The 19,676-nt window shown below is 54.8% G+C and carries 11 protein-coding genes; 9 read left to right on the top strand and 2 right to left on the bottom strand.

Going from position 1 to position 19,676, the window contains the following annotated elements; genetic code table 11:
• Positions 1-115: 115 nt before the first annotated feature.
• A complete protein-coding gene (locus D3A97_RS20865; RefSeq protein WP_119080480.1) occupies positions 116-520 on the bottom strand; it encodes a hypothetical protein in 405 nt (134 codons plus the stop codon).
• A gap of 501 nt (positions 521-1,021) precedes the next feature.
• On the opposite strand from D3A97_RS20865, the gene D3A97_RS20860 reads away from it, so the two are divergent.
• The 9 genes from D3A97_RS20860 to D3A97_RS20820 all read left to right on the top strand — a co-directional run bounded on the left by D3A97_RS20860 (position 1,022) and on the right by D3A97_RS20820 (position 18,049).
• Positions 1,022-1,420, top strand: a complete 399-nt coding sequence (locus D3A97_RS20860) for a GreA/GreB family elongation factor (protein ID WP_119080479.1) — start codon at positions 1,022-1,024, stop codon at positions 1,418-1,420.
• 114 nt (positions 1,421-1,534) lie between these two features.
• Complete coding sequence (locus D3A97_RS20855; protein ID WP_119080478.1) at positions 1,535-2,401, top strand: AraC family transcriptional regulator; 867 nt, start codon at positions 1,535-1,537, stop codon at positions 2,399-2,401.
• 8 nt (positions 2,402-2,409) lie between these two features.
• Positions 2,410-2,850 carry a DUF983 domain-containing protein gene (locus D3A97_RS20850; RefSeq protein ID WP_119080477.1) on the top strand — a complete coding sequence of 147 codons (441 nt, stop codon included), beginning with the start codon at positions 2,410-2,412 and terminating at the stop codon, positions 2,848-2,850.
• A 103-nt stretch (positions 2,851-2,953) separates the two neighbouring features.
• A complete protein-coding gene (locus tag D3A97_RS20845; protein ID WP_119080476.1) occupies positions 2,954-7,069 on the top strand; it encodes a two-component regulator propeller domain-containing protein in 4,116 nt (1,371 codons plus the stop codon).
• 204 nt (positions 7,070-7,273) lie between these two features.
• Positions 7,274-10,090 (top strand): SusC/RagA family TonB-linked outer membrane protein, encoded by a 2,817-nt coding sequence (locus D3A97_RS20840; protein WP_119080475.1) that lies wholly within the window; start codon positions 7,274-7,276, stop codon positions 10,088-10,090.
• A 10-nt stretch (positions 10,091-10,100) separates the two neighbouring features.
• Positions 10,101-11,753, top strand: coding sequence for a RagB/SusD family nutrient uptake outer membrane protein (locus tag D3A97_RS20835; protein ID WP_119080474.1), 1,653 nt, complete (start codon positions 10,101-10,103; stop codon positions 11,751-11,753).
• A gap of 32 nt (positions 11,754-11,785) precedes the next feature.
• Positions 11,786-14,866 carry a SusC/RagA family TonB-linked outer membrane protein gene (locus D3A97_RS20830; RefSeq protein WP_119080715.1) on the top strand — a complete coding sequence of 1,027 codons (3,081 nt, stop codon included), beginning with the start codon at positions 11,786-11,788 and terminating at the stop codon, positions 14,864-14,866.
• Between the two features lie 8 nt (positions 14,867-14,874).
• Positions 14,875-16,629, top strand: coding sequence for a RagB/SusD family nutrient uptake outer membrane protein (locus D3A97_RS20825; protein ID WP_119080473.1), 1,755 nt, complete (start codon positions 14,875-14,877; stop codon positions 16,627-16,629).
• Positions 16,630-16,639: 10 nt separating this feature from the next.
• A complete protein-coding gene (locus D3A97_RS20820; RefSeq protein ID WP_119080472.1) occupies positions 16,640-18,049 on the top strand; it encodes an alpha-L-fucosidase in 1,410 nt (469 codons plus the stop codon).
• A gap of 52 nt (positions 18,050-18,101) precedes the next feature.
• Here D3A97_RS20820 and D3A97_RS20815 read toward each other — a convergent pair whose 3' ends face one another.
• Positions 18,102-19,655 carry a PAS domain S-box protein gene (locus D3A97_RS20815; RefSeq protein WP_119080471.1) on the bottom strand — a complete coding sequence of 518 codons (1,554 nt, stop codon included), beginning with the start codon at positions 19,653-19,655 and terminating at the stop codon, positions 18,102-18,104.
• Between the last annotated feature and the right edge of the window lie 21 nt (positions 19,656-19,676).

Raw genomic sequence — 19,676 nt, 5'->3', positions numbered from 1 at the left:
ATAGGATTAAAAAGTACTTTGAATTACAAAGTAAGTAAGCGGCGGCGATACTTCCAAATTTTTTTTGAGGGGAGAGGGATATTTGTTGCGGTACCACAGCCGCAACAAACATCTTTCAGGAAGCGGTGATCACATTCCCCAGCAGTTGCACCACGCCGGCTTCCTTCACGGTTACTTTCAATGAAAGCTGCTTGTAAAAGGTAAGCGGCACAGGCCAGCCGATGGTGACCGTTTCCAGTCCGGCGCCGCTGCGGAACACGGAGACGCCGTAGCTGTTGTGGGTGGTGAGACCCTGGTTGAAAAGCGCGGCAATGCTGATGTTCACCACGTTTTTACCGTCTATGTCCAGTATCACGAAAGAAAGGTCGGAAATACCGCCCTGTTTGGTGATCTCTGCTGAAATAAAGAGGCCGGGGCCTTTGAGTTTTACCAGTTCTTTGGTGGAGTTGATGGCGGGGCTGGTAGCCAAACCTTGTGTGCGCACGGGATTTACCACGGCGCCAATTAATGCGGAGGCCATAATACAGTGTTTTTGGGGTTAGAAATCGGTTACTTCCTGAAGTTACGCATTTTCTGCGGTATAAAATGCGGGTTATTGCCTGTATGCATGCGTATTTGTACCTGAACATGCGGGCATTCCGGGTGGCGGCAACTGGAAGGGGGATTGGGGCATTTAAAAATAATTCCGTAAGTTTGCACTATGTCAGGTACACGTACATATATAACCAAAAGCGCCTTCCGCCGCCCCGTGGCGGATGCGATGCCCCTGTACGGCTGCACCTCACAGCAATTCCGCACGTTCTGCAAGAAGTTGTACTACTTCTCAAATTTTAAGGACTTCAATAAATTGACCCTGGCCTGCTAAAACAATAATTCCAAGGCTCAGGGTGCCCTTTCCTGCTTTATTATTGATTTGAATGCTTGGATGCGAAACCGCATGGTTTGCATGACAGCATGATTTTTTTATTTCCGGGATAAGGGAATTAAATGGACCATTCATTCATTTTTTAAATTAACTGCTATGCAAAAAGTAAAACATCAACTGGTATTCAGGGAAGATGACTATGAAATGTTAACTGCCTGCCTGAACGATGGTGCCCGTGCCAGCGCTTTTGGCCCGCAGGTGGTTGAATCGTTACTGGCTGATTTCAAAAAGGCGAAACTGGTGAAGAAAGACGAGTTTCCTGCTGATGTGGTGCGCCTTAATTCCAAAGTAGTGGTAAAAGACACCAATAATAATAAAACGATGGAAATCATTGTGGTGATGCCGGAAGAGGCAGACATCAAACAAAGAAAGATCTCTGTGATGAACCCCGTGGGAGTGGCCCTCATCGGCTTCCGCCAGGGGCAGCAGGTGATGTGGCAGGTGCCCACCGGTCAGAAGCAATTTACCATTATGGAGGTGATCAACCAGGAGTAATGGTACTCTAAGCCCGGCGCGGTTTCCGCGCCGGCACTATACCGGTAAAAAGTGCCACAAATACCCCAAATCGTCATTGGCGGGCCACTCCATCTGCTGTACCTTTGTGACATCATGAAACCTTCCATTCCGGTATATGATATCTGCAGCATCAGCACAGGCCACAAACAGGAAGACCTGCTGGCGGAAAGAATGGGCCGGTACCTTCAGAAGAACTACCAGCGGGTGCATCAGCAGCACGGCCATTCTTTTTATCACCTGGTGTTTTTTACAGCCGGCAGCGGTTTCCAGACCATTGATTTTACCCGTTACCCCGTAGTGCCCTGTCAGGTCTATTTTATGGTGCCGGGGCAGGTGCATAGCTGGCATTTTGAGCCGGGTGTGGAAGGCTACGTGGTGCATTTTTCGGAAGCATTTTTCCGCACCTTCCTGCTGGACCATGATTACCTGGAGCGGTTCCCCTTTTTCAGCGGTAACAGCGCAGACCAGGTTATGACCATACCGCCAGCGGCCCGCGCGGAGATCACCTTGCTTTTCGAAAAAATACTGGAAGAAACGGTACAGCAGCAAACGGACCTGGTGCGGGTACTGCTGTTGCAATTGTTCCTCGCCGTTGAAAAGTGCTGCGGAAAAGGTGGCACTAAAATCATCCCGCAGCAAAAACAGCTGGTATTGCGCAATTTTCAGCAGCTCATCAATAAACATTTCCGCCACATCAAACTGCCCAAAGAATATGCGGAACTGCTCTACATTACGCCCAACCACCTCAATGCCCTCTGTCACGATCTGCTGGGAAAAACGGCGGGAGAACTGATCCGCGACCGCATTTTGCTGGAAGCAAAAAGGATGCTCACCAATGCCGGCATGACGGTTACGCAGATTGCGCATGAGCTGAATTTCGAAGACAACTCCTACTTCTCCCGTTTCTTCAAAAAATATGAAGGCATTACGCCTGACGAGTTCAGAAAAAATTTAAACTGATTGATACCATGGAACGTAAACCTAATATTGTACTGAGCGTGCTGCAGAATAAATGTCCCCGCTGCAGGCAAGGTAAATTGTACGAAGAAGCCAATCCCTACCATCTCAAAAAATTCATGAAAATGAACGGGCACTGCCCGGTCTGCGGCCAGCCCACGGAGCCGGAAACCGGTTTCTATTTCGGCACCGGGTATGTGAGCTACGCGCTTTCCATAGCCCTGAGCGTGGCTACTTTTGTGGCCTGGTGGGTGTTGTTCGGTTTTTCCCTGTACGATAACCGCATTTTCTGGTGGCTGGGCGTCAACGCGGCGTTGCTCATAGTGCTGCAACCGGTGCTGATGCGGGTTTCCCGCACCATCTGGCTGGCGTTCTTTGTGTATTATGATGCCAACTGGAACCGGGATAAGGTTGTAAAGGTGGCAGACGGCGCTGTAGCCCCCGAAGGGTGAGGGCGTGCCCACGCCCCGTTAACAAACGCCCCCGGCGCCACCTGTTTTTTGTTTCCGGCCAAATCCCTAATTTTAACGCCGGTAACTATACCACGTTGCGTGTATGATTTTACAACCGGGGGGAATAAAACGTAGCTGTTTTACGGCAATACTCTTTATTGTACTGTTCCATATAGTTGGAAAAGCACAGGTGAACCACCTGCGTTTCTCCCACCTTGGAATAGCGGAGGGTTTGTCTCAAAGCTCCGTGTACAACCTCTTCCAGGACTCCCGCGGCTTCATCTGGATAGCTACCACCGATGGCCTCAACCGCTACGATGGTTATGGCTTCCGCCATTTCCGCTACGATCCCACCAACCCCTACAGCATTACCAGTAACGAACTGCTCACGCTTGAAGAAGACAGCCAGGGTAACCTGCTGGTAGGCACCGCTTTCGGGCTTGACCTGTTTGACTGCCGGCTGGAACGCTTTCACCGCGTGTTGCCGGTCTCCAAAAGCGCGGATCATGTGTTCAGGCACGTTAACGCCATCAAAAAAGATACGCACGGCAACATCTGGATCGGCACGGCCCGTGGCCTGATGTTGTATGACGAAAAGGAAAAAGCGCTCCGCCCGGTTGATCTCGGAAAGGGCGCGGGCGCCCCGTATGTGCGTACCATTGCAATAGACCCGGAAGGAGTGCTGTGGCTGGCAGGCGGCAAGGAAGTGCTTTGTTACAACCCCGCCAGCCGGCGCGTGCTGCCTACCCCGGACGCGCTGCTGCAAAATGAGCGCTATGGTAAAAGCACCTTTCAGCAGGTAAACGTAGACAGCGTAGGCAATGTGTGGCTGGGCACGGAAAAAGACGGGCTCATGGTATGGGACCGCAAAACGCGCCAATGCAACAACTTCAATTCTGAAACGCCCGTCAAGATCAGCAGCGACATGGTGCGCGCCATTTACTTTCAGCAAAACGAGGCCTGGATAGGCACGCGCAACGGGCTCTATATTCTCAATAGCGAAAGAACAGCGGTGCGCAATTACGTGGTAGACAAATATGATCCCTATTCCATTTCCGGCAACAGCATTCTCTGCATCATGAAAGACAGGGCCGGCAGCATGTGGGTGGGCTCCTTTGCCGGGGGGATCAGTGTAGAACATCCCGGCAACGAAAACTTTAGTTACATCAACGAGCAGATGGGCCGCCAGCCGGGCCTTACGTACCGCGTAGTGAGCAGCATCCGCGAAGATAAAGACCAGAACCTCTGGATCGCTACGGAAGGTGGGGGCGTTAACTTTTATGACCGCGCGCGCAATACCTTCCGCCATATCCGCATCCATCCCGGCTCTCCCCATCATATCAACCCTGAAATGGTCAAGGCCATTCACCTGGATGGGCAGGGCAACCTGCTGATAGGCACGCTGGAAGGGCTTTTCAAACACAACATCCGGAGCGGGAGCATACAGCCCATCTCCCTGAAAGAATCCCCGGCCCGCGTGATGGACGATGTGGTGTACGGCCTGGCGGGCGATGCGGCCAACCTGTGGATAGGCACCAAAGGCGGCCTGTTCCACCTGGACGGCAGCGGCCGCATGACCCGCTACCGGAAAAAGAACGACCCGGCCAGCATCATTTCCAATGATATCAATGCCCTGATACAAGACAGCCAGGGCGGCGTATGGATAGGCACGGAAATAGGCCTGTCCTGGCTGCCCAAAGGGAAACAGGCCTTCCGCAACTACCTGGCGGAATATGACAGCGTGTTCAACAAGAACGCTATTCTCTGCATTTATGAAGATGACCGCAGCAATATCTGGATAGGCACCCGGGGAGGAGGCCTGAAGCTCCTCAACCGGGAGCGCAACCAGTTCTTTACGCTGGATACGGCTTTCGGGCTTTCCAGCAATATTGTGCACGGTATTATACAAGACCAGAAAGGAGACCTCTGGGTGAGCTTTGACCAGAGCATTGCCCGCATTGTACTGCGCAAGGCGCACGCCCCCTTTGCCCGGGAAGACGTGCAGGTGGTCAATTATTCCGTGAACAATGGCCTGGGTTCCAACGAGTTCCTGGCCGCGGCCTGCAGAACGGCGGCGGGGGAGGTGATGTTCGGCGGGAACAACGGCATTGTATCTTTCAACCCGGAAAAACTCATCATCAACCGCACCAAACCGCCCGTTGCGCTCACTTCTTTCCTGATCAAGAACAGGCCCGTGGCTATTGGCGGCAAAGATTCCCCCCTCCGGCAGAGCATCACCTATACAGACCATATTACGCTCCAACACAACCAGGCGTACCTCACCATTGGCTTTGCCGCGCTGAACTACATCAACTCCGGCACCAACCAGTACGCCTACACCCTGGAGGGCATGAAGGGAGACACGCAATGGAGCTACGTGGGCAGCCAGCAGCAGGCCACCTACACCAACCTGGACGCGGGCGAGTACATATTCAAAGTGAAAGCGGCCAACAATGACGGGCTGTGGAACGAGGAGTACACCAGCCTGCATATCACCGTGTTGCCGCCCATCTGGAAAACCTGGTACGCCTACCTGTTTTATGCTTTGACCATTGGGGCCATCCTGTATTTTCTCTGGTCCCATTCTCTCAAGACCGCCCGCCTCCGCCACGAGCTGCAGATGCAGCAGCGCAGCCGGGAAAAAGACCGGGAGCTGGCGCAACGGAAACTTTCTTTCTTCACCAATATTTCCCACGAGATCAAAACGCCGCTCACACTGATACTGGCCCCGCTTGAAAAACTGGTGAAGGAGGAGCAGGGCAACCACAAGGTGTTGAACCAGCTGCTGCTCATTCAGCGCAACGGCGAGCGGTTGCTGCGGCTTACGGACCAGTTGCTGGACTTCCGGAAGTTTGAGGCCGGCCACCTCCAGTTGCAGGTGGCGCAATATGACATGGTGCAGTTCCTCCGGGAGGTGCTGCTGTCTTTTGACGCGTATGCCCGGCAACGCAACCTCAAGCTGGATATGGAAACCGAAGCGCCGGAAATGCTCCTGTGGTTTGATCACGACAAGTTGGAGAAGGTGGTGTTCAACCTGTTGTCTAACGCCGTGAAGTTTACCCCGCCCGGCGGCGGCATCACGGTCTGCCTGCGCACCAGTACGGAGCGGCAGGTGGTGATTACGGTGGAAGACAATGGGGTGGGCATAGCCCCGCAGCACCTCGGCAAAATATTCAACCCCTTCCACCATTATAATGATACCGGCCTGCCCATTTCCGGCACCGGCATTGGCCTGGCCTTCACCAAAGGGCTGGTAGGCCTGCACCGCGGGCAGATCAGGGTGGAAAGCGTACAGGCCGCCGGCGGCAAGCCCGGTCATACCTGCTTTACGGTAACCCTGCCACTCTACCGTGAGCAATACGCGGAAAGCGAGATACAGCAATCCCCGGAGGCCGTTCTGCCGGCGGAAGAGCTGCCCGTACTGTCCCGCGAAGAAGAGGGCGGGGACCAGCCGGTGATGCTGATCGTGGAAGACAATGCGGAAATGCTGGCCTTTATTGCTTCCCATTTCCGGGACCAATACACCGTTCACGAAGCGGCAGACGGGAAAGAGGGCTGGAAAATAGCCACGGAAGTGCTGCCCGATATTATTATCAGTGACGTGGCCATGCCCGGCATGAGCGGCACGGACTTTTGCCGCAAACTGAAAAAAGACGAGCGCACCAGCCACATCCCCGTTATATTGCTCACCGCCCGCAGCCCCCTCGTGTTCCAGATGGAGGGCCTGGAGACCGGCGCGGACGATTATGTGACGAAACCCTTTAATATGGGGCTGCTGCAGCTCCGCGTGGGCAACCTGCTGCAATCCCGCGCGCTGTTGCGGGAACGCTACAGCAAAGACATCATGCTGCAGCCGCGGAACATTTCCATTACCTCGGCAGACGAGGTGTTCCTGGACAAAGTGATGCATTTTATAGACAACAACATCCTGGAGCCCACCCTCAATGTGGAGCAGCTGGCCCGGGAGGTGAACATGAGCCGCATCACCCTCTACCGCAAAATAAAGGCGCTCACCAACCAGAGCACCATAGAATTTATCAGGAGCTACCGCCTCAAAAGGGCAGCCCAATACCTGGAACGGAACGAATTTACCGTTACCGAGGTGGCCTACATGGTCGGTTTTTCTGACGTGGACTATTTCCGCAAGTGGTTCAAGACCGAGTTTGGCCGTACCCCCAAGGAATATGCCGCCGCACATGCCGGTAATGCCGGAGAATAGCCATGGTGGCCGGTCCTTCATTTTTACCCCTGCTTTTTTGATCCGCTTTTTGAATGATTTAACCCGTATTTAAGCAAGAAATGACGGGTAGCTTCCATTTTTTACCCACCTACTTTTGAGGCATTGAGCTTACAGATCAACCAATGAGTTACAGCTAATCAACCAAATTGATCTTTCGCTGGTCTTTTTAAACTATTACGTTATATGATGAAAAAGTACGCTATGCCCTTTTTCTTTGGAGTGACGGCGGCGGCGCTTTGTGCCCGGCCTGCGGCAGCGCAGGAAGACACCCTGGCCCGTAAAATGCCCGCATATCCAAACGTTCCTGCGCACGCCGGCCGGGTGCTGCCTTTGAAAGACACGGTGCCGGTGCTCTTCGGCCAGCAACAGGGCGCCTCCCTGCTGCAGTCTTACGGCATTGTTTACGGGGAAGAGCTGCGCAACACGCCCGTTACCACGCTAGAAAACACCCTCTACGGTAAACTGGCGGGGCTTTATCTGGAACAGTTCAGCCTGAACCCGGGAGACGATGCGGCCAGCGCCAACCTGCGCAGCACCCTGCCGCTGATAGTGATAGACGGGGTACCCCGCTCCGGTTTATCCATAGACCCGGAGCAGGTGGCGTCCGTTACCATCCTCAAAGACGCGCTGGGCACCGCCATGTACGGCATGCGCGGGCAGAACGGGGTGATACTGGTAACCACCCGCCACGGCTACAATGGCAAAAAACGGATCTCCTTCACCGCGCAAACGGCCGTGCAGCAAATGGTAAAAACGCCGAAGTTCCTCCATGCGCATGACTACGCCAGCCTGTATAATGAAGCGCTGGCAAATGACGGGCGGCAGCCCGCATACTCCGCCGCCGACCTGGAAGCCTGGCGCACCGGCGCCGACCCGCTGGGCCACCCTGACGTAGACTGGTACAACACCGTGCTGAAAGACCAGGCCGGCATGCAGCGCTATAACCTCAACATTGCCGGCGGCAACAGGATATCCCGCTACTTTGTAGACCTGGATTACCTGAACCAGCAGGGGTATTTCAAAACAGACAGCCGCAATACCTATCCCACCAACAATTTTTACAAAAGATATATTTTCAGGAGCAATGTAGACGTGGAGCTTACCCGCAGTACCCTCATGAACCTGAGCGTGTACGGCCGCATCCGCAACGGCAACGAGCCGGGCGCGCGTACTGACAGTATTTTCAGGAACATCCTCAGCACGCCCAATAACGCCTACCCGGTACATAACTTTGACGGCAGCCTGGCCGGCAATAACCAGTACACCAACAACATTTACGGCCAGGCCACGCGCTCCGGCTACCGCCCTACCTACAACCGCAACCTGTCTGTAGACCTCAGCCTGCGCCAGCGGCTGGATGTGCTGCTGCAGGGCCTGTTCGTAAAAGGCCTGGCGTCTTTTAACAGTTATTACGATGAGGCGCTGAACCGCTCCAAGTCTTTTGCCGTGTACAACGTGGCCCTTAACCCGGGCGCGGATACGGTGATCAACCAGATAGGATCGGACGGGCAGCAGAGCAACGGCAGCTCCATCACCTCCCAAACGCGGCAGGCTTATACCGAACTGCAGCTGGGGTATGATTCCACCTTCGGGAAACATGGCGTGAGCGTTACCGGGCTGTATTACCGGGACAGTTATACGGACGGCAACGTGCTGCCGCTGGTTAACTCCGCGTTCTCCGCCCGCGCGGCCTACAATTATGACCTGAAGTACCTGCTGGAGGTTACCATGGCCTATTCCTATAACAATATGTACAGCAAGGGCAACCGCTGGGGGTATTTTCCCGCGGTGGGGCTGGGCTGGAACATTGCGCGGGAAAACTGGTTCAGGGATGCGGCGCCCGCCATCAGCACCCTCAAGCTGCGCGGCAGCTACGGGCTGGTGGGCAACAGCCTGAGATCAGGTTATTACTCTTACCTGCAGTTCTTCAATTTTAACGGCACCTACAACCTGGGCAATCCTGCTACGGGCGTATCCACCATTGGCGAGGCCGCCCTGGCCAACCCTTTCCTCACCTGGGAGAAAGCCAGGAAAACCAACATAGGCCTGGATGTGGCTACGCATAATGACAAGCTGCAGTTTACGGCGGAGTATTATGTGAACAAGCTGAGCGACCTGGTCATGTACCGCGGTACCAATGCCAGCGGCGTAATTGGCGCCACGTTACCGGTAGAGAACATTGGCCGTTCCACACAGCGCGGCCTGGAGCTGTCTGCCGCCTACCGCGAGCAGGCGGGCGTACTGGGCTATTACGTAAAAGGCAACGTCACCTTTGCCAGAACAAGGGTGGATGATATGGACGAAGTAAACCGCCGCTACAGCTGGAACCAGCGCACTGGCCAGCCGGTGGGCCAGATCTTTGGCCTGGTGGCAGACGGGTTCTACCAGTCTAAAGAAGATGTGGAGAACAGTGCTACGTTAGACGGTTACAGCCCTGTGCCGGGAGACATCAAGTACAAAGACCTGAATGGGGACGGTACCATCAATGTATTTGACGAGCGCGCCATCGGTTCAGACAAGCCGCTGATCTTTTACGGCCTCACCGCCGGCATCAGCTGGAAAGGCATAGACCTCAACATGGTATGGCAGGGAGTGGGCAACCGCAACATCAACCTGAACGGCAGCAACACCTGGGAGTTCCTGAACAACGCCAACGGCGCCCCCGGCCAGGCCATGGAGCACCACCTGGGCCGCTGGACGCCCGCTACCGCCGCTTCCGCCACATACCCCCGCCTCTCCGTGAACGGCAATGTGAACAACCACCGCACGTCTACCTTCTGGGTGAAAGACGCCAGCTACCTGCGCCTCAAAACGCTGGAGCTGGGCTACACCCTGCCGCAGCACTGGGTACGCTATCTGCACCTGCAATCTGTCAGGGCGTTTGCCAGCGGGTACAACCTGCTCACCTTTACGCCGCTGAGCAGGGTAGATCCGGAATCTTATCTCGGCGGGTATCCCAACCAGCGCATCATCAACTTTGGTGTGAACATCCAGCTCTAAACTTATCAGCATGCAAAGAAAATATTTCCTGTATATCATAGCCGGCCTTTGCGTTGTGCAAACGGCCTGCAAACGCACCCTGGAAACCGAGCCGCAAGACCGGCTCACGGAAGAACTGGTGTTTGACGAAATAGACAAGAACGCAGACAATGCCAAGGCCTTTCTGCTGGGCACTTACGCGCTGCTGCCATCTATCTCCAACCGCATTGGCAACACCCTGCTGGACGCTACTACAGACGACGGTATGGCCTCCATTGACGGAGACCGCAGCAACGACTACCGCCTGGGCCGCATCAGCCCGCTCAACGTGCTGGACAATGCCTGGGACAACAGTTACAAAGGCATCCGCCAGGCCAACATGTTCCTGTCCAAAATAGACCGCGTGCCCACTACGGACGAGCTGAAAAAACAATGGAAAGCAGAAGCCCGTTTCCTGCGCGCCTTCTTTTATTTTGAACTGATGAAACGCTGGGGCGGCGTGCCGCTGGTAGGAGACAAGGTGTTCGGCTTCCGGGAAAACATCAACCTGAGCCGCAACAGCCTGGAAGAAACCAAAAACTACATTGTGGCCGAGCTGGACGCCGTGAAAGACGACCTGCAGCCCAACATCATGGCAGACGGGGAAGTAGGCCGCGCCAACAAAGGCGCCGCGCTGGCGCTGAAGGCCCGCGTGCTGCTGTACTGGGCCAGCCCGCTGTACAACGAAGGCAATACCCCGCAGTGGTGGACGGATGCGGCCAATGCCGCAAAAGACGTGATGGACCTGGGCGTGTACACCCTGGCTACGGCCTATACAGACCTGTTCATTACCGGCAAAAGCACCGAAATGATCTTCGCCAAAATGCAGGCGCCCTCCCAAACCCTGGAGCAGCAGAACGGGCCGGTAGGCTACCTGAACGCGGCGGCAGGCAGGGGGCTTACCAGTCCCTCCCAGAACCTGGTAGACGCTTTCCCCATGAACAACGGCCTGCCCATCACAGATCCCCTTTCCGGCTATGATGCCGCCAATCCATATACCGGGCGAGACCCGCGGTTAGATGCTACTATTTTATACAATGGCAAAAAATGGCTGAACAGGCCCGTAGAAACATTTGAAGGCGGCCGGGACAAGCCCGGTGGCATTGTGACCCAGACCAAAACCGGCTACTACCTGCGCAAGTTCATGGGCAAGTTTGAAAGCACGGCGGCCTATGCCAACACCACCCGTCACATGATCCATTTCCGCTATGCAGAAACGCTGCTGAGCTACGCGGAAGCGCTGAACGAAGCGGAGGGGCCGGTACAGGCGGTGTATGACAACCTGGTGCTCATCCGCAAACGCGCCGGCATCAAGGCGGGCGCCAACAACCTGTACGGCCTGCCGGAGGGTGTAACAGACAAGGCGGTCATGCGGAAGATCATCCAGAACGAAAGAAGGATCGAAATGGCATTTGAAGAGCAGCGCTTCTGGGACATCCGCCGCTGGAAGATAGCGGGTGAGGTGATGAACCAGCCGGTAGAAGGCATGAAGATAGACAAGCTGGCAGACGGTACGTTTACCTACACCCGCTTCAATGCCGCCGCTTCCGTGTTTGACGCAGCCCGCATGTACTGGTACCCCATTCCTTACGCCGAAATAGAGACCAATCCCAACATGCGGCAGAACGAAGGCTGGGACTACTGAGCACGCTTTTTCACATGAAAAAATCAGGAATCATGAAGCAATTTATTATATCCACCATACTGTTTTCTTTCCTGGCCATCACCGCTATGGCACAGGGAAGGAAGGTGACCGGTACCGTAATGGACAAAGACGGGCCGGTGCCATATGCCACTGTTAAAGAAGTGGCAGACCCGAAGAACGGGGTGCTGACAGATGATAAGGGCACGTTTACCATCACGCTTAAAACGAATGGCAACGAACTGGTGATCACCTCTGTAGGCTACGCCGGTAAAACGGTGAACGTGAGGGGCAAAAACACTGTAGAAGTGATGATGGACGGCGCTGTGACCGGTCTTGGCGAAGTAGTGACCGTAGGTTTTGCCAAGCAGAAAAAAATGACCAGCACGGGCGCCGTGAGCATGATCTCCGGCAAGGAGCTGCGCCAGAGCCCTGCGGCCAGCATCCAGAACTCGCTGGTGGGCCGCTTGCCCGGCTTTTTCCAGCAGCAGCAAAGCGGCCAGCCCGGCAGGGACGGGGCCAACTTCTTCATCCGCGGGGTCAGCTCTTACAACAGCGGCACCAGCAACCCGTTGATCATTGTAGATGACATTGAATATTCTTACGATGCCGTGAGCCAGATAGACCCCAACGAGGTGGAGAGCATTGCCATCCTGAAAGACGCGTCTACCACGGCCATTTACGGTATCAAGGGCGCCAACGGCGTACTGGTGATCACCACCCGCCGCGGCAAGCAGGGGCCGCCCAAGATCACGCTGCGCTCCGAAACCGGTTTTCAGCAACCCACCGTGTACCGCAAACCGCTGCCTTCTCATGAAGCCATTCCCTTGCTGATAGAGCATTACACCAACTCCGGGCAAGATCCCGAGCTGTACCTGCCCGGCTACACTTCGCCGGAGGCCATTGAGCACTTCCGCCTGGGAGATGAACCGTACAAATACCCGAACGTGAACTGGTATGACGAAGTGATGAAGAACAACACCATCCAGCAGCGCAATAACCTGGACATCAGCGGCGGTACGGAAGCGGTGCGTTACTTCGTTTCGCTCGGTTATATTTTCCAGAACGGGATCATGAAAGACCTGCCGAAAGAAGAAGACTTCAACAGCAACTATTACCTGAAACGGTACAACTTCCGCTCCAACCTGGACGTAGACGTGACCAAAGACCTCAGCATGCGGCTGGACCTTTCCGCCCGCGTGTCCGAGATCAACGAGCCCAACTTCCCTGACGTGATGGCCGGCGGCGCATGGCCTTTCTGGCGGAGGATCACCTCCGGCCTGCTGGCGCCCTGGGTATACCCGGTGTATAACCCTGACGGGTCTTTCGGCGGCAGGAAAGACTTTACCCTCAACCCGGTAGGCATTCTCAAATATGCCGGTTACAAAAGGGAATACAACAACGATCTTAACCTGAACCTTACCGCCAACCACAAGCTGGACTTTATCACCAGGGGCCTGAGCGTAAGGGGCTCCCTGGCGTATACCAACGATTTCCAGAGCCGCAGAAGCCTTACCCGCGGCCGCTTCCCGGTATATGAATACATTGCAGGCACAGATACGTATGACGCCGTATTCCCTACGCTCAGCCGCATTCCGGTGCTGGCGGAAGACGCAGACTGGCAGAACGGCCGCGCCAAACCGCAGCGCATCCTCAATACCCAGCTGGTGCTGGACTACCGCCGCGCCTTCGGCCACCATACCGTATACGGCCTGGCATTGTTCAACCAGCGTACAGACATTGAGGCGGCAGACATCCCGAGCAACTTCCGCGGCTACTCCGGCAGGCTCGGGTACGATTACCGTTCCAAATACCTGCTGGAATTTAACCTCGGGTACAACGGTACAGACCGCTTCAAGGCCAGCAAGCGCTACGGGTTCTTTCCCGCCGTGTCTGCCGGCTGGAACATCAGCGAAGAGCCGTTCTTCAAGGATAATGTGCTGTTTGTAGACCAGCTGAAACTGCGCGGCTCTTATGGCGAAGTAGGCAGCGACCAGTTCCCCAACTCTTTCCAGTACCTCTACGAAGAAGTATACACCCGCCCCGGCGGCAACCAGAACTACAACTTTGGTGAAAGCCCTGCCAGCTACCTGGCCGTATTGCCCGGCGCACTGGCCAACGAAGATGTGCGCTGGGAGCGTGAACGCAAGCTCAACCTGGGCGTGGAGCTGCGTCTCTTCAAAGGCAAGCTGGAAGTGATAGCGGATTATTTTGACAACTACCGCTACGATATTCTTACCGCCCGCGGCACCGTGCCCGCCTTTACCGGCATTTCATTGCCACCCGTGAACGTGGGCCGCGTGAGCAACAAAGGCTATGAGCTGGACGTAACGCACAACAACCGCCTTGGCAATGTCAACTACTTTGTGAAAGGCAACTTCTCATTTGCCAAAAACAAGGTGCTGTACCGGGATGAGCCGTTCAACTCCGCCAACCCGCTGCTGGCGCAAACCGGCCGCCCCATTGGCCAGATCTACGGTTATACCTTTGACGGCTTTTATTATGACGATGCGGACATTGCCAAAAGTCCTGAAGTAGTGGGTAAAACAGTGCAGCCCGGAGATATCAAGTTCAAAGACATCAATGGGGACGGCCTCATTAACAACAACGATATAGGCCCCATCGGCTATCCCAACCTGCCGCAGGTAACCTATGGTTTCAGCACCGGTTTTTCCTGGAAAGACCTGGACTTTTCCGTGATGTTCCAGGGCGCTGCCCGCGGCAGTATGGACGCATCTACGCTGCTGCAGATCGGCAACTCCAACGGCATCCCTTCAGAGATACACAAAAAACGCTGGACGCCGGAGACCCGCGATGTTGCGGAGTATCCGCGGCTGGGTGGGGTGAACTTTGACCTGTCTACCTTCTGGCTGCGCCCGGTAGACTACCTGCGCCTCAAAAACCTGGAGCTGGGTTACCACCTGCCCAAATCCGTAAGCCGCAGGGTAGGGGTGGGAGACATCCGCCTGTATGCCAACGGCCTCAACCTGATCACCTGGTACAACCTCAAGATCTACGACGTAGACCCTGAATCCCAGCGCGGCTCAGTAGAAGCATACAGCAAATACCCGCAACAGAAGATCTACAATTTCGGCCTGCAGGTTTCATTTAAATAATTGCGATCATGAGAAAAAACAACCTTCATACAATATTCTTCGGAACGGCTGCGGCCATGATGCTCTTTGCGGCCTGCCGTAAAGATGGGGAGAGTTTCCTGGACAAAACCGATACCGGCACCATCAACCAGGAAAAGACCTTTGCAGACAGTGCGCTCACCATGGATTTTCTGAATGGTATTTACCGTAACCTGTCTTACACCTACTTTATAGATAATGGCCTCTATGGCGGCGGGCTCTGGTCTTTTTCAGATGCCACAGACGATTCAGAGATACGCTGGAGCGGCGCCACCGCGCAAACCGCGCAGGCGTACAACTCCGCCACCTTTGCAGGCGTTGCGGAGTTTACCAGGATGCGCAACGACCACTGGAACATGCCTTACACCTGCATCCGCCGCGCCAATATCTTCCTGGCCAATGTAGACAATGGGCCTTTGTCCGCCGGCCGCAAAGCGCTGGCCAAAGGAGAGGCCCGTTTCCTGCGCGCGTATTTCTATTTCCACCTGTTGCGTACCCACGGCGGCATTCCGCTGATAGGCGACCGGCTGTACGACCTGACGGACGACTTTAACCAGCCCCGCAATTCCTTTGAAGAGTGTGTGAGCTATATTGTGAAAGAGATGGAAGAAGTGGCGGCCGTTCTGCCTGAAGAGCAACTCGGCGGGGAGTATGGCCGCCCTACCCGCGGGGCGGCGCTGGCCGTGAAAGCCAAAACGCTGCTGCTGGCCGCCAGCCCGCTGTTCAACGGCGGCAACCTGGGAGAAACGGCAGACCAGAAAAAAATACTGGGCTATGAAAGCGCCAATGCCGAACGCTGGAAAGCCGCGGCAGATGCTTTCAAGGCAGTGATGGACCTGGGCACGTACGAGCTGATAGAAGACAATACCACCCGCCCCGGCAACGGTTTTTACACCACCTTTATACAGCGTAAGAACAAGGAGCACATTTTCCAGATCATGCAGGGCGCCAACCGCACCTTCGAAAACATGTGCCTGCCCGCCACGCGCGGAGGCCAAACCTACAGCTTCCCCACGCAGCAACTGGTAGATGCTTTCCCCATGGCTAACGGCAAGGCCATTGACGAAGCCGGCAGCGGTTACAACGCTAATGATCCTTACCAGGGCCGCGACCCGCGGTTTTATTTCTCCATACTCCACAATGGTGCAACCTGGCTGCTGGCCTCCACCAACCGCAGAGACCCCGTGTGGCTGTACCTCTTTGCGCCGCAAGACGGGCTGAGCACCAATTCTTCTTCCACACGCACGGGCTACCTCTGGCGCAAGATGATGGACGAGAACGCGGGCGGCAACTTTGGCGTATCGCCCACCCGCTGCCTCACGCCCATCCGCTACGGGGAAATCTTGCTCGGTTATGCGGAAGCCCTGAACGAATACGGCGGCCCCACTGCAGACGTGTATAACGCGGTAGAAGCCATCCGCCGCCGTGCCGGCCTGAATCCATACCAGTTGCCCCAGGGTTTGACCAAAGAAAGCATGCGGGACGCCATCCGCAATGAAAGAAGAGTGGAGCTGGCGTACGAAGAAGGCCACCGTTTCTTTGACCTCTTGCGCTGGAAAACGTTTGACCAGCAGGTAAACGGCGATATGTTCGGCATGCGCATCACAAAAAATGGTGATCTTTATGACTACGAGCGCTTTGCGTTTGAAAAGAGAACGTTCAGAAGCCCGCAAATGTATTTTATGCCCATCCCCCAGTCTGAGATCAACAAATCACAGGCGCTGGTACAGAACCCGGGATGGTAAACCCATAACGATGAAAATAAGAACAGGCATTTTAGCGCTGGCACTGCTTTGCAGTGCCAGCGTTTCAGCACAGGAAGTAACGCTGAAATACGGTGCGCAGTACACCGGCAAACGTACAGACGAGGCCATGAACAAATGGCGGGGCAACCGCTTCGGCCAGTTCATTCACTGGGGCCTTTATGCCATACCCGGCGGGGTGTGGGAGGGAAAAACCTATAACTACGCGGCGGAGTTCCTGAAGTCTAGCGCAAAGATCCCCACATCTACCTGGGACTCGCTCATGTACCAGTTCAACCCGGTGAAGTTCAATGCCCGGCAATGGGCAAAGATGGCCAAACAGATGGGCGCAAAATACATGACCATCACCACCAAGCACCACGAAGGCTTTTGCCTCTGGCCCAGCCGGTATACAGATTTCAACATCGGCCATACGCCGTATAAAAAAGACATTCTGAAGGAACTGGTAGATGCCTATAATGCAGAAGGCATAGACGTGAATTTTTATTACTCTGTGCTGGACTGGCATCACCCTGACTGGCGGTATGACATCAAATCGGCCGAAGACAGCATTGCCTTCCGCCGCTTTCTCACCTTTGCGGGCAACCAGTTGCGTGAGCTGGCCACCAATTACCCCACAGTTAAAGGGTTCTGGTTTGACGGCACCTGGGACAATTCCATCAAGAAGGACGGTTGGTGGACGCTGGAAATGGAACAGATGCTCAAGCAGGTGCGCCCCGGCGTGGTGGTCAACAGCCGCCTGCGGGCAGACGATTTCGGGAAACGGCATATAGACTCCAACGGCAAGCTGATGGGAGACTATGAATCCGGTTACGAACGCCGGCTGCCGCATCCCGTAAAAGACGTACAGGTTACAAAATGGGATTGGGAAGCCTGCATGACGGTGCCTGAAAACCAGTGGGGCTACCATAGAGACTGGAGCGTGAGCCACGTGAAAAGCCCGCTGGAGCTGCTGGAAATGCTGGTACACACTACCTCCATGGGCGGCAACTTTTTGCTGAACTTCGGCCCTGCCGGAGATGGCAGCATCCGCGCTGAAGAGCAGCATATAGCCCGCACCATCGGCATTTGGATGCAGCAGAACGGGCCGGCGATCTATGATTGCGATTATGCCGGCTGGGACAAGCAGGACTGGGGGTACTTCACCAAACCCCGCAGCGGCGGCCGGGTGAACATGGTGGTGTTCAACATACCGGTGAGCGGCCTGCTGAAAGTGAAGGTGCCGGCAGGTACTAAAATTGCCAAAGCTACGCTGGCAGGCAAAAGCATGAAGGTGGAAGAAATTGCGAAAGACCAGTTTTTTATACACCTGCCGCAGCAGGCCTACAAAATGCCCCCGGTGATCATACTGGAAACCGGTGCGGGAAAGGGTAATGCACAATACCAGGAAGCCAAAACCTGATTTGCGCTCAATTTGAAATAGATACAAAGGGGTACTGCTGATGTGGGCCCCTTTATACTTTTTCTGTTTGCTGGAAGATGTTGTTGCACTTCTCCGCCACTACATGCAGAATGCCGTCCATTTCCTGCGCTACTCTTTCAACGTGGGCCAGCAGCGGCGCATTGTCAGGGTGGGAGAGGTTGTCTTTATTCAACATGGATACGATGCCCAGCATGGAGGCTACGGGCCGGCGCAGGCTGTGAGAGCTGAGCTGCGCCACTTTTTTCAGCTCTTCTATGTACTGTTTTTTGTCTTCAACATCCTGCATGGCGCCTATCATGCGGATAGGCTTCCCTTCTTCGTTGTACATCACGTAACCGCGGTCGTTCACACTGCGGTACACACCGTCTGCCCGCCGGAAGCGGTATTCAACGGCCCAGGCGCGCTGGCCGTTTTCCGCGGCCTGGTTGAAGCCGTTCACCACTTCTTCCACATCGTCAGGATGTACATTCTTTTCCCACCAGCCCGCTTCATTTTCCACGGCCGTGTGGCCGAACTGCACTTCCAGGTTCTTGTTCCATATCACCTGGTTGCTGACAAGGTCCCAGTCCCAGATCACATCATTGGTGGCCAGGGTTACCATGTCATATCTTTCCAGCATTTTTTTCATTTGGATCTCCTGTTGCTTTCTTTCCGTGATGTTGTGGGCAAAGCAGGCCACGCCAATGATCCTGCCTTCGTCCATAATAGGGTCCATGGTAATTTCCGCATAGGTGATGCCAGCATCCTGCAGCTCGCGTTCTTCTTCTATTACCTGTTTTTCGCCCCGCAGGGTGGCTTCATAGTATTGCTGCCATCTGCGGTATTCCGCTTCGCCCTCTGCATCTATCAGTGGCATGCCTACTTCCAGCTCAACGCCGCTGATGAGATGGATGATGGTTTTGAAAGCATTGTTGAAAGCAACAAAGCGCAGGTTGGCGTCTACGGACCAGACAAGGTCATCCGTACTGTTGATGATGGTGCTGAGCAATTGCTGATGCTCGCTGAGAGCTTTGCTGGCCAGGTATTTTTCAGACACGTCCCGGCTGCATACTACCTGTACCTCTTTACCGTTATACTCCGTGGCATAGGCCTGTATATCCACGTACACCACGGTGCCGTCTTTTTTCAGGTGCCGCCATACGCCCGCGTCCGCGTAACCGCTTGTCATGTTGTGGTGGTATTGTTTTACCCGTTCTATGTCTTCCGCGGGCCGCATGTCCAGAATGGTCATGTGCCGGAACTCTTCGCGGCTGTAGCCGTAAACGCTCACGGCGGCGTCGTTCACTTCAATGAAGCGGAAGCTGTTCAGATCGTAGATCCACATGGGTTGCGGGTTGGCCTGGAAAATGTTGAGGTATGTTCTTTCCGATTTACGGAGGGAGCCCAGGTATTTTTGCAGCAGCCAGTACAACAATGCCGCCGAGATCAGCACAAATACAACGCCCTTGATGCGTTGCCCGCCGTTGAGCACGGATGGCGTATATTCGGATAACCAGTGCAGCAGCGAATCAGTACTAAATACCCATACAATCCCGAAGATGCAGTATATTAATACCGTACGCGCCGGAGAAAACAGGTTAATCATACAATTGGTGTTTCAGTTTGT

This window comes from Chitinophaga alhagiae, assembly GCF_003568665.1.
GTDB classification, from domain to species: domain Bacteria; phylum Bacteroidota; class Bacteroidia; order Chitinophagales; family Chitinophagaceae; genus Chitinophaga; species Chitinophaga alhagiae.
The sequence above is the reverse complement of the archived record's forward strand: the minus strand, read 5'-3'. Positions and strand labels throughout refer to the sequence as shown.

What these genes read in the sequence shown, in the direction of transcription:
- D3A97_RS20865 (WP_119080480.1), bottom strand. Translation starts at nt 520, where the DNA reads ATGGCCTCCGCATTAATTGGCGCCGTGGTAAATCCCGTGCGCACACAA.
- D3A97_RS20860 (WP_119080479.1), top strand. Translation starts at nt 1,022, where the DNA reads ATGCAAAAAGTAAAACATCAACTGGTATTCAGGGAAGATGACTATGAA.
- D3A97_RS20855 (WP_119080478.1), top strand. Translation starts at nt 1,535, where the DNA reads ATGAAACCTTCCATTCCGGTATATGATATCTGCAGCATCAGCACAGGC.
- D3A97_RS20850 (WP_119080477.1), top strand. Translation starts at nt 2,410, where the DNA reads ATGGAACGTAAACCTAATATTGTACTGAGCGTGCTGCAGAATAAATGT.
- D3A97_RS20845 (WP_119080476.1), top strand. Translation starts at nt 2,954, where the DNA reads ATGATTTTACAACCGGGGGGAATAAAACGTAGCTGTTTTACGGCAATA.
- D3A97_RS20840 (WP_119080475.1), top strand. Translation starts at nt 7,274, where the DNA reads ATGATGAAAAAGTACGCTATGCCCTTTTTCTTTGGAGTGACGGCGGCG.
- D3A97_RS20835 (WP_119080474.1), top strand. Translation starts at nt 10,101, where the DNA reads ATGCAAAGAAAATATTTCCTGTATATCATAGCCGGCCTTTGCGTTGTG.
- D3A97_RS20830 (WP_119080715.1), top strand. Translation starts at nt 11,786, where the DNA reads ATGAAGCAATTTATTATATCCACCATACTGTTTTCTTTCCTGGCCATC.
- D3A97_RS20825 (WP_119080473.1), top strand. Translation starts at nt 14,875, where the DNA reads ATGAGAAAAAACAACCTTCATACAATATTCTTCGGAACGGCTGCGGCC.
- D3A97_RS20820 (WP_119080472.1), top strand. Translation starts at nt 16,640, where the DNA reads ATGAAAATAAGAACAGGCATTTTAGCGCTGGCACTGCTTTGCAGTGCC.
- D3A97_RS20815 (WP_119080471.1), bottom strand. Translation starts at nt 19,655, where the DNA reads ATGATTAACCTGTTTTCTCCGGCGCGTACGGTATTAATATACTGCATC.